Source organism: Salipaludibacillus daqingensis (genome assembly GCF_029891575.1).
Lineage (GTDB): Bacteria > Bacillota > Bacilli > Bacillales > Salisediminibacteriaceae > Salipaludibacillus > Salipaludibacillus daqingensis.
The window spans coordinates 336,217-346,060 of sequence record NZ_JARZHF010000006.1; the positions used below are offsets into that span (position 1 = coordinate 336,217).

The 9,844-nt window shown below is 36.9% G+C and carries 10 protein-coding genes and 2 pseudogenes; 6 read left to right on the forward strand and 6 right to left on the reverse strand.

Going from position 1 to position 9,844, the window contains the following annotated elements; all coding sequences use genetic code 11:
• Positions 1 to 254 precede the first annotated feature (254 nt).
• The 3 genes from QDN89_RS13820 to QDN89_RS13830 all read left to right on the forward strand — a co-directional run bounded on the left by QDN89_RS13820 (position 255) and on the right by QDN89_RS13830 (position 2,183).
• Entirely contained in the window at positions 255 to 791 is a 537-nt protein-coding gene (locus tag QDN89_RS13820; protein ID WP_280770736.1) for a signal peptidase I, read from the forward strand.
• A 92-nt stretch (positions 792 to 883) separates the two neighbouring features.
• Positions 884 to 1,642: a hypothetical protein gene (locus QDN89_RS13825; RefSeq protein WP_280770737.1), complete on the forward strand. Its 759-nt coding sequence runs from the start codon at positions 884 to 886 to the stop codon at positions 1,640 to 1,642.
• Positions 1,643 to 1,712: 70 nt separating this feature from the next.
• Positions 1,713 to 2,183 (forward strand): hypothetical protein, encoded by a 471-nt coding sequence (locus QDN89_RS13830; protein ID WP_280770738.1) that lies wholly within the window; start codon positions 1,713 to 1,715, stop codon positions 2,181 to 2,183.
• Positions 2,184 to 2,531: 348 nt separating this feature from the next.
• Here the strand turns inward: QDN89_RS13830 and QDN89_RS13835 are convergent, their stop codons facing one another.
• Positions 2,532 to 2,699 (reverse strand): hypothetical protein, encoded by a 168-nt coding sequence (locus QDN89_RS13835; protein ID WP_280770739.1) that lies wholly within the window; start codon positions 2,697 to 2,699, stop codon positions 2,532 to 2,534.
• Positions 2,700 to 3,403: 704 nt separating this feature from the next.
• On the opposite strand from QDN89_RS13835, the gene QDN89_RS13840 reads away from it, so the two are divergent.
• Positions 3,404 to 3,580, forward strand: a complete 177-nt coding sequence (locus QDN89_RS13840; protein WP_280770740.1) for a hypothetical protein — start codon at positions 3,404 to 3,406, stop codon at positions 3,578 to 3,580.
• A gap of 23 nt (positions 3,581 to 3,603) precedes the next feature.
• On the opposite strand, the gene QDN89_RS13845 is transcribed toward QDN89_RS13840, so the two are convergent.
• The 3 genes and pseudogenes from QDN89_RS13845 to QDN89_RS13855 all read right to left on the reverse strand — a co-directional run bounded on the left by QDN89_RS13845 (position 3,604) and on the right by QDN89_RS13855 (position 5,595).
• Positions 3,604 to 4,503, reverse strand: a complete 900-nt coding sequence (locus tag QDN89_RS13845) for a helix-turn-helix domain-containing protein (RefSeq protein WP_280770741.1) — start codon at positions 4,501 to 4,503, stop codon at positions 3,604 to 3,606.
• Between the two features lie 561 nt (positions 4,504 to 5,064).
• Positions 5,065 to 5,461 (reverse strand): annotated as a pseudogene (gene tnpA, locus QDN89_RS13850) (IS200/IS605 family transposase).
• Complete coding sequence (locus QDN89_RS13855) at positions 5,461 to 5,595, reverse strand: hypothetical protein (protein WP_280770742.1); 135 nt, start codon at positions 5,593 to 5,595, stop codon at positions 5,461 to 5,463. Before QDN89_RS13855 ends, tnpA begins: the two are co-directional and overlap by 1 nt.
• A gap of 64 nt (positions 5,596 to 5,659) precedes the next feature.
• Here QDN89_RS13855 and tnpB point away from each other — a divergent pair, with 64 nt between their 5' ends.
• Entirely contained in the window at positions 5,660 to 6,811 is a 1,152-nt protein-coding gene (tnpB, locus tag QDN89_RS13860; protein WP_280770743.1) for an IS200/IS605 family element RNA-guided endonuclease TnpB, read from the forward strand.
• A 118-nt stretch (positions 6,812 to 6,929) separates the two neighbouring features.
• On the opposite strand, the gene QDN89_RS13865 is transcribed toward tnpB, so the two are convergent.
• Both QDN89_RS13865 and QDN89_RS13870 read right to left on the reverse strand, forming a co-directional pair.
• Entirely contained in the window at positions 6,930 to 8,456 is a 1,527-nt protein-coding gene (locus tag QDN89_RS13865; RefSeq protein ID WP_280770744.1) for a BCCT family transporter, read from the reverse strand.
• A 604-nt stretch (positions 8,457 to 9,060) separates the two neighbouring features.
• Positions 9,061 to 9,390 (reverse strand): rhodanese-like domain-containing protein, encoded by a 330-nt coding sequence (locus QDN89_RS13870; protein ID WP_280770745.1) that lies wholly within the window; start codon positions 9,388 to 9,390, stop codon positions 9,061 to 9,063.
• Between the two features lie 262 nt (positions 9,391 to 9,652).
• On the opposite strand from QDN89_RS13870, the pseudogene QDN89_RS13875 reads away from it, so the two are divergent.
• Positions 9,653 to 9,844: pseudogene (locus QDN89_RS13875) on the forward strand (RNA-guided endonuclease InsQ/TnpB family protein); the annotation flags it as partial.

Genomic DNA, 9,844 nt, shown 5'->3' on the forward strand with positions numbered 1-9,844 from the left:
AAAAAGAGAATTATTTTAAGGGTTAAACGTCATAAAGGGAATGTTCTTTATTAAGTGTGTTTAAATGTATTTTATTCCTATTAATGTAGTGTTAAATACTTTTTTAAAAATAAATTCCAAATAGTCTTGACTAACTGTTCTTAATAACGTACTATTTGAATTGACATATATTCTCAATTAAGAACATAAAATGCATTTATATTCCATATAAAGAATTGAATTGTAGAATATCTATTAAAAAGGAGAGGTGCAGGATGACTAAAATGATACTGTTTGTAAAATATCTATTATTTACTACTGTGGGAGCTCTCTTCGTTTTGGTAGCTGTGACTACATTTAGTGACAATGATAACAGAGGTTCCTTGTTTGGAGTGAATTTCTACCATGTATTAACAGGGAGCATGGAGCCGAATTATAAGATTGGTGATATGGCTATAGGAATAGATATAGAAGCTTCGGAAGTACAAGTAAATGATGTAATTACGTATTTTGCAGAGAACAGTCCTGAACTTGTTACACACCGAGTGACGAATGTAGTTAAAGAGAATGGGAACATTGCTTTTGAAACGAAAGGCGATGCAAATAATGCTGTTGATTCGATTCTTGTTACAGAAGATCGGCTAGAATCCAAAGTAGTATTTTCTATTCCTTACTTAGGTTCTATTAGTTCATTTCTCGGGACATGGCAGGGTTTTCTACTACTTGTCTGTGCACCTGTCTTATTAGTTTTAATAGATGAAACGGTCACCCGATTTCGACGCCAGAAAAAACGCGAAAAAGTTCCAGCTTAGTTTTTCCGTAATAATTACTTGTTGTGTTTGTTCTATCATTTTACATAGATGATTCATGAACAAAAAATACTTAGAAAAGGGAGAGTTTGTAAATGAAAAAACGTAACAAAGGGTTATTGAGTGTGGCAATAGCAGGGGGATTAGTAGCAGGGATTGGCCTTGGATCAAATGCATTGTTTCAAGCGCAAGAGACGGTAGAGGGAACAGCAAGCGCGTCTGAATTTGTTATGGAAATGGGTGCATATGAAAGTCATTCCTTAACTAATATTAAGCCAGGTACAAGTGGATTGTTTGAAGTGTCTGCAAGCCGTGCCGGTGTATCATCGGATCTTGATGTCGAGCTAGATTTTAATCTAAAAGTAGATGGTCATGATTTAGGTTCTAGTGCTAGAACGAACTATGGACCTTTTACTTTACAATGGTATGAAACTACCGGGGATTCTTTAGAAAAAATGAGTAATGACGAACTTCAAAGTAATCTGTTCACCTCAGACGTCCATCACGAGCGTACATTTGCAGTAGGTTATGAGTGGAAAGCTGGAAATAAAGACGATGTGGATAACAACGTAAAAATGACTGAAAATTACCAAGGGAAAGATTTAGATTTCGAAATTGAAATCTTAGCTTCTCAAGTTGTTGCAGAGGAGTTTGTAACTAGTGCTATCTTGGCTAGTAATGGTGACCGTGAGCGCTTTAATGATGTGAGAATTGTTATAAAAGGTGAATCTGCCACTGCATACTTCCCGGGTGGGGAAGAGTTTACTGGATCCCTTGTTGATGGGAACAAGGACAATATTCGAATTGAAGGATCTGACCACAATAACTTCGTGGATTTCCGTGACCTTCGTTAATAAAAGATTTTAAGGAGGTGCAGGAGGGGGATCCTTCCTGCATTTCTTTATTTAAAGAGGAGAGTGTCCTATGAAAAAAACAGCCGCTCTTATAATGATCCTGTTTAGTTCCGTTTTTATTATTAGTGCGAATGTTCAAGACACCCATAGTATCTATACCCATAAAGAAACTTTTTCTTTTTCAATCGAACTGACTGACGACGAAGAGGTAGATGAAAAAGAAGAAAAGCAAAAAGAGAAAGAAAAAGACAAAGGCAACGATAAAGACAAGGATAAAGACGAGAGTAAAAGAAAAGATAATAAAGACAAGAATAAAGACAAAGATAATGAAACGAATAACGGCAAAGAAAAAGACAAAAAGCGAGATGAGGATAAAGATCGTCCTGATACCGAGAATGTAGAAAGTGAAATAGATGAAACTGTAGAAAAAGAATTAACTGAGGAAATGGAAGGGAAAGAGCAAGAGCTGCCGGATGAACCTGAGGAAGAAAAAACAGAAGTTGACATGGATCAAGCAGACTTCGAAGATGAAGGAGCTTGAAGCTAAGAAAAGATTAGAGAGACCATCCCCGTTCGACTGGAAAGCTTTGTGCCTGCCGCATGAGAACCGTCCCCGTGCGGCACTTTAAACAAAAAGAAGTAACTGCCCCACCACGAACAATGGATTAAGGCTAGTTACTTCTTTTAGTAATTGATGTTCATTCTTTCTTGAGGTCAGCCGCTCTTCTTACGGCATGTAGTTGCTCGGCCGAGTGTTGTCAGCGCTCGGTCGTTATTTATACTTTGCATCATTACTTTTATTATACGATTCGGTTCAAGTGATTCAGAGAACCTTTCCGATATTTCACTCACAATTCAGTCATGATAAGAGATCCATTCGAATTTCAAATTAGTTAGCAACTTTATTGTGGTTTGCGACTTGTATTTTTAATAATCGATCTTGATGGTAAAAGGCTTTTTTTATGACGATGCTTCTTTTTTCATAATCATCATCGGTATAACGATTATAACGATACATGTGATAATTTACTAAAGCTTCGTGCCATATACGTTTCATCAAATCGCCTCCAATTTTTTAAAAAAGAAAGAGTTGGGAGATTTACTATTTCCTCCTTAAACGTGTAGTTCCCTTCATTCAAGGATATGAAACCGATTGGAAATGATTAAAAAATGGCCCAAAGGACTAATTTAATGAACCCGAAAATGGAAAGCCATGCTGGAATACTAAATACTGTCCCCCAAAACAACCCAATTGCAAAGGAATCTTCTCTCATCACTCTATGCCTCCTAATAAAAACTAGATCTCTGTATAATCATAGTATTGGCAAAACAAAGGTAAAATAACCTTTTGATAGTAAAAAAAGCCAAGTAAATATCATTTGGATAAAGTGGTGGAATAATCGTCACCGAGAAGGACATTCTTCTCGGTGCGAAATTTTTTCTTCATAAGTATATTTATATGAGTTAAAACAATTAGCAGTATACGAAGGTAGGAATAGTTTCTTCTTTGCAGAGAGTGTTAAATCGCTAATACACACTTTTAAAAGATATGACAAAATGGAAAGGGATGGTAGATTGCTTGCGCTCGTTTTTATGAGAAAAAAAATGTAAATGATAGGGGATAGGCTGGAAATTGCTGCACATAGATTGTGAGTTGAGAACAGCGGTAAATGATTCACTCGGTATTGGATGGAGAATAAGGATTAACTCTGAGTAAAGAGTTTTGAGTATTCTTCTAGCTATTAAAAGGAGGGAATTCTCTTGTCATTTGATCAAAAAGAAGCCCCGATTCACATGAAAAGGCGCGACAAGCAAAAGAAGCTTCATAGAGAGTTAAAGTCATTATTTTATAGACTGAAAAAACGAGAACAAGAAGAAGATAGGGGACCTGTCTCTACTTCTAAAGAACGGAAGCGGGGGAGATCAATTAATGAATGACGTAAAAATCAAAAAAGCGCCTTTTATGGCGCTTTTTTGATTTTCTCACTAATATGATTGATTTCCTCTTCGACTAAATCATAGAACGGTTTATTCTCTGTTCGATCAAAGATCCAAAGTGCATCTTCCATTAGTTTGATAGATGCAGTCCCATTTTCATCAGACTTGAGATAAAGAGACTGCCCATTTTGATAGAAAAGTTCTCCTAACAAATAAAGTTCTTCATGTTTTAAACAAAGTTTAATCCCTTGTTCCGCTCTTTTAATTGCTTCTGTTATTTTGCCTTGTAAAACAGAAATCTTACTCCCGTTATAACAAATGTTTATAGCAATTCGAGGATTTTTTAATAACGGTGATGTTTTAATATCTTCCAGTAACCGATCGATGATCCGATTGGCTTCTTTTGTTTGCTTAGATTGGCTAAGTAATATGGCTTTACTGTTTAGGATTTTCATTTCTTCTACGGATAAATTTTTATTTGTTGTTTCTCTCAAATCAAGAGCCTGATCGATCAACATTAGTGCTTTATCTAAATCTAGATGTAAATGAAATGTGCATATAGCTTCTCTCCATAACAACGTTTGTTGTAATTGAGGGTGTTGTTGGAATAATGGATTCTTTTTTTCTACTTTTACAATGCTTAGAACTTCTTCATATTTCGTATGTCTAACTGCATTATCAAGATCTTCAAGTACTAAGCGAGCATAATCTTGACTAGGTGTTTCTGTGATCGTGAAAAAGAAATTCATATCTGTACCTAATCTTGTGGAAATATGATAGAGAATTTCAGCTGATGGAAGGGTTTCTCCACTTTCGATTTGACTGATTAACGCTTGTGTACATATTCCCTTGGAAAGCTCAGACTGAGAGATATTAAAAAATGTTCTAAGTTCTTTAATTTTATGTCCGATTTGGAAATCCATTTAGCATCCCACCTAAAAAATAAGTATTTTTATACTTTATTTCGTATTATGGCAAATTATGTAGTTTTTTTGTATGTAAACTTACCTAATGATAGCAGACGTCAATCACGTATTTTTTCCATATATGACAAAATAGAATTATCAAAAACGAATACTTACGTAAGCGAGGTGAGAATGTGAAAAAGTATCTTCTATTAGTTGCCATGACTGTTTTAATCACAATGAGCACAGGGAATTTTATGAATGATGTTGTGAACGAACCGTTTGGAGATCTGCCACCCATTCATATGTAGTCAGTCAATAGTAGATAGATTTTTTTCAATTCCATCGTAGAATAACATCAGAAAAAGAGATGCTATATAAATTATAGCATCTCTTTTTGTCGATTATACTAGTTCTATTTTTTATACATATTATGTCATTTATACTATTTTATGGATTTATACAATGAAATAGGGTGATACAAGGGGACGGTTCGGGACCAAGGACAGTGAAAAAGTCTCTCATTTTTATAGTGAGGGGCGTAAAACCCCTATGCCTTTAGGCTAGGGGATGTAAGCCCTAACTTCCTTGAGTTTGGATGTACTTTTGTATTGCCTCTCTACTAACATTACCTATACTGCAACAGAAATAACCATCACTCCAAAATGTGCGTTCCTTCCAAAAGTGTCGAGAAAGATATTCTCTGTGTTTTTCCAAATGTGATAAGTTGTAAGTTGCTTTAACAATCTAACAATTTCAAGAACGCTCCACTTTGGAGAGTATCGGATTAAGATATGGATATGGTCTTGGTCTATCTCTTGTTCGATAATTTCCCACCCGTAGTGACCTGAAATAAATCAATTTCGCATTTAACGATTTGACCTACTTTTAGTAAACGTTTTTTTCGGTATTTGCATACGAATATTAAGTGACAGACCAACAAATGCTTACTGTGATTTTCAGAAGTATAATCCATTACTTCTCTAATCCTTTGCGGATTAACTCATACACTGCACCTGCAAAAGATGATATATGATTTTCTGTTTGGTATTCTTCTATTCTCTTTACTAAATCAGCAGGAAATTTAATCAATTTCGGTATACGTTCCACTTGACTATCACACCCTTTAAGTATACATTTAGTATATACTATCATTTGAAGGGGGGGACTGTCAATGCTCGTTCACAAAGCCTACAAATTCCGAATCTATCCGAATAACGAACAAGAAATATTAATCGCTAAGACGATTGGTTGTTCGCGTTTTGTGTTCAATTACTTTTTAGGTAGATGGAATGACACCTACACAAAAACAGGGGAAGGCTTAACGTACAGCACTTGTTCATCTCAACTTCCGAAATTAAAAAAAGAATACGAGTGGCTGAAAGAAGTGGATAGTATCGCTGTACAAACAAGCGTTAAGCATCTGTCAGACAGTTTTAGTCGTTTCTTCAAGAAACAGAACAAAGCACCTCGTTTCAAGTCCAAAAAGAACCTTGTTCAATCCTATACGACAAAGCAAACGAACGGGAATATCGCTATTTTTGATAATAAAATCAAACTACCGAAGTTAGGGCTTATGAAATTCGCCAAAAGTCGTGACGTGGAAGGACGTGTTCTTAGTGCTACCGTCAGACGAAATCCTACTGGTAAATATTTTGTATCTCTCCTTGTAGAAACAGAGGTAGATGAATTACCTAAAACAGGGTCATCTGTTGGTATGGACGTTGGATTAAAGGACTTCGCTATTATTTCAGATGGTACAGTCTATAAAAATCCTCGTTTTTTACGAACGATGGAGAAAAAACTAGCCGACGCTCAACGTATCCTTTCTAGACGTAAAGAACAGGCAATGAAAGAGAAGAAACCTTTACGTGAAGCGAAAAACTATCAAAAGCAAAAAGTGAAAGTCTCTCGTATTCACGAAAAAATCATAAACGTTAGAACAGACTACTTGCACAAGGTCAGTACCAATATCGTCAAAAACCACGACGTTATTGGAATGGAGGATTTGCAAGTATCAAATATGTTAAAGAACCACAAGTTAGCAAAAGCTATTAGTGAAGTAAGTTGGTCAGAGTTCCGTACTATGCTTGAATATAAAGCGAACTGGTATGGGAAACAGGTTGTTCCAGTAGGAAAAACCTTCCCTTCAAGCCAACTATGTTCCTCTTGTGGCTACCGAAATAAAGACGTTAAGAATCTTGCATTGCGTGAATGGGAGTGTCCTACGTGCCATACTCACCACGATAGAGATATTAACGCAAGTATTAATCTTGAACAAGAAGCAATAAGACTTCTAACCGTAGGAACTACGGGGATAGCCTAATCAATTAGGGGTCAGTAGAACCCCGTACTTAGGAATCCGCTACGGCTTTAGCCTAGCGGTAGTTCAATTCGGAATCTAGTTTGAATGTGATCTCACTAATATAGAACTGTCTCCACGATTACCAATCTTCTTTTTCTTTAACTTTGGATGTGTCGATCCCTTCTTTTTTCAAGGAACGGAAGATCGAAACTAACATGGCAAACATAATAAATGTAAATGGAAATGCGGTGATCGTTGCGACGGCTTGCATTCCTTCTAATCCTCCACTTAAAAGAAGAACAGAGGCTATCGCGGAAATTAATAGACCCCATATGAATAATACGCGAGCTTTTGGATTTAAATTTCCAGATGAAGCGAAAACACCGAGTACATAGGTTGCAGAGTTCGCCGACGTGATAAAGAAAATAGAAATGAGGATCAATGCAACGATACTTAAAATGAAGGAACCTGGCAGTTGTTCTAAGACGAGGAACAAACCAGATTCTGGTGTAGAGGCGACATCTTCAGCAATAGATGTGCCTTCAAATAGATCGAAATATAATCCGGAACCACCGAATGTCACGAACCAAATCATCGTCAGTACTGTAGGGACAAATAAAACTCCGAAAATGAATTCTTGTAAGGATCGTCCCTTTGACACTCTTGCGATAAAGGTGCCAACAAAAGGACTCCATGAAATGACCCATGCCCAGTAAAATAACGTCCATTCTCCCATCCATTCGTTTTCAGTATAAGGTGATGTGGTAAAACTAAGCTCTGGCAATTGGGTGAAGTATTGGCCAAAAGTAAGCGTGAAGTGTTCAAGAATGAAAACAGTGGGACCTAAGATAAGGCCAATCAGAAGTAAAAAACCGGCCAAACCTAAGTTCGAAATACTTAAATAACGCATGCCTTTATTTAAACCTGTTAGAACAGAGAAAAGAAATATTGCGGTGACAATAGCAATAATTGTAAAATGAATGATGTTATTTGCCGATATTCCAAAAAGGTGTGATAGTCCGCTTCCCACCTGAAGTGTGCTCATGCCAAATGACGTAGCAATTCCCACTGTAGTAGCAACAATGGCAATCACATCGATGGTTTTTCCTTGCCAACCGAAAACCCCATCTCCAATCAATGGATAAAATGTTGAGCTTACTAATCCAGGTAGATTCTTTCTGAATTTAGCGAATGCTAAACCTAACGCCACGATGGCATAGATGCTCCAAGGATGAATACCCCAATGAAAGATTCCATATAGAAGTCCTTGTTCGGCAGCTTCTTGGGACATCGCTTCTATTCCTCCATTAGGAGAGTGAAAATGAGAAAGTGGTTCTCCTACACCCCAAAAAACAAGGCCAACGCCCATGCCTGCAGCGAAAAGCATCCCTAACCAAGTGAAATATGTATATTCCGGTTTGTCATGTTTTTTTCCTAGTTTCATATGCCGGTATGGACCAAATCCTAAGAATAAACAAAAACCAATAAAAATAGAAGTAGAGATGACATAAAGCCATCCGAATTGTTGTATCATTTGATTCATTATTTGTTCCATTACTCTAGTCATCGCCTCTGGAGAAAATGCCCCCCAAAGGACGACAAACAAGATGATTAATGCGGAAAAAATAAATACACTTTTTTCTATTGCCCATTGTTTCACGTTCATCAACAAAATCCCCCTTATTAGACTTGTACCACAAGGGTTATCAGGTAAAACATGGGTAACCCGGTGTTGAATCGGTGGTGAATGGGGACGGTTCGAGACTGCTGAAAAAGTCAATTTACTTAAATTAGAATGCATAATAATCCAATTTGACTTATTGCAGAGGTAGTTGATGAGACTGGAGCAAGCGAGACTCCTGCGGAAAAGGAAGTCAGTCAAGACCCTACAGGACAAAGTCCGAAGCGGCTTGACGACTTCTCCGCGGAAAGCGAGTTTGCGCAGGGATCATCAAGCCTTTATGCATCTCAACTTATAATTTTAATAACGTTTCTGAAAATATAACACTTTTTCACTGGTCTCGGACGGTTCTCACACGTCATTCGACTCTCGAAATAGTTAACACAAAATTCCCCCTGCAGTTCCGATTGAAATGGAGTGCAGGGGGATATTTGTGTACCTAAAATTCATTACTTTAATGTTAAAGGATAACGTCCAACTAAAGTTTTCTCCAATAGCACTTGGCAGAATAAACTATATCTTTTTTTGTATGGCCTCATTCAAATGCTTTTGTCATACGAGGCAGACATGCTATAACTATAAGCCGACATTACCTGCTCATTGTGTAGTTATTTTGTCTAGATGTTTCCACATCACCTTGCCAAGAAATCATCCCGCCACCCATGTTAGTTACGTTAAATCCGTGGCTTTGCAAAAATTGTGTAGCTAGTCCACTTCGAGAACCTGAACGACAAACCATGACGTACTCCTTAGATTTATCTAATTCTTGCATGCGAAATTCGATCAGTCCTAACGGAATATTTATAACTCCTGGAATTTTTCCTGCAGCTACCTCATCCGTTTCTCTTACATCAATTAATGTTACGTCCTCATTATTTTTTAATTTCTCTTCTACTTGCTGAACATTTATTTGTTTCATTTTGTTAGTCTCCTTTTCTATTAATAAGCTGTTTCTTATATAATATACCTACAGGGGTATAAAGTCAAACTATAAATTTGAAAGGATAGATGAGACTGTGGCTGTTTCGATAGTTTCTATCATTAAAGCCAAGAGGATTCCTTCCTCAAAAATTCGATAGAAATTTAGGTGGGAGGTGAATTGGCGGTTTTGGTACTAGAATTTTTATAATTTTTTGGGTAATATAAACGTATTAGAACTTATGTTTGGGGGTGAAGGTCAAATGGCAAACTACAAAACCATGCAAATTTGTGTCAAAAAAGGACACCGAATGCACGAATATTTTCAAGAGATGTGCCAACGTGCCAAGAACATGCATAACACAACCAACTTTTATATCCGACAAGTTTATACGTCTTTAACACAAGAAAAGGAGTTGCAACCTCTTCAAAGCGAAGTGTTGGATTCCATTCAA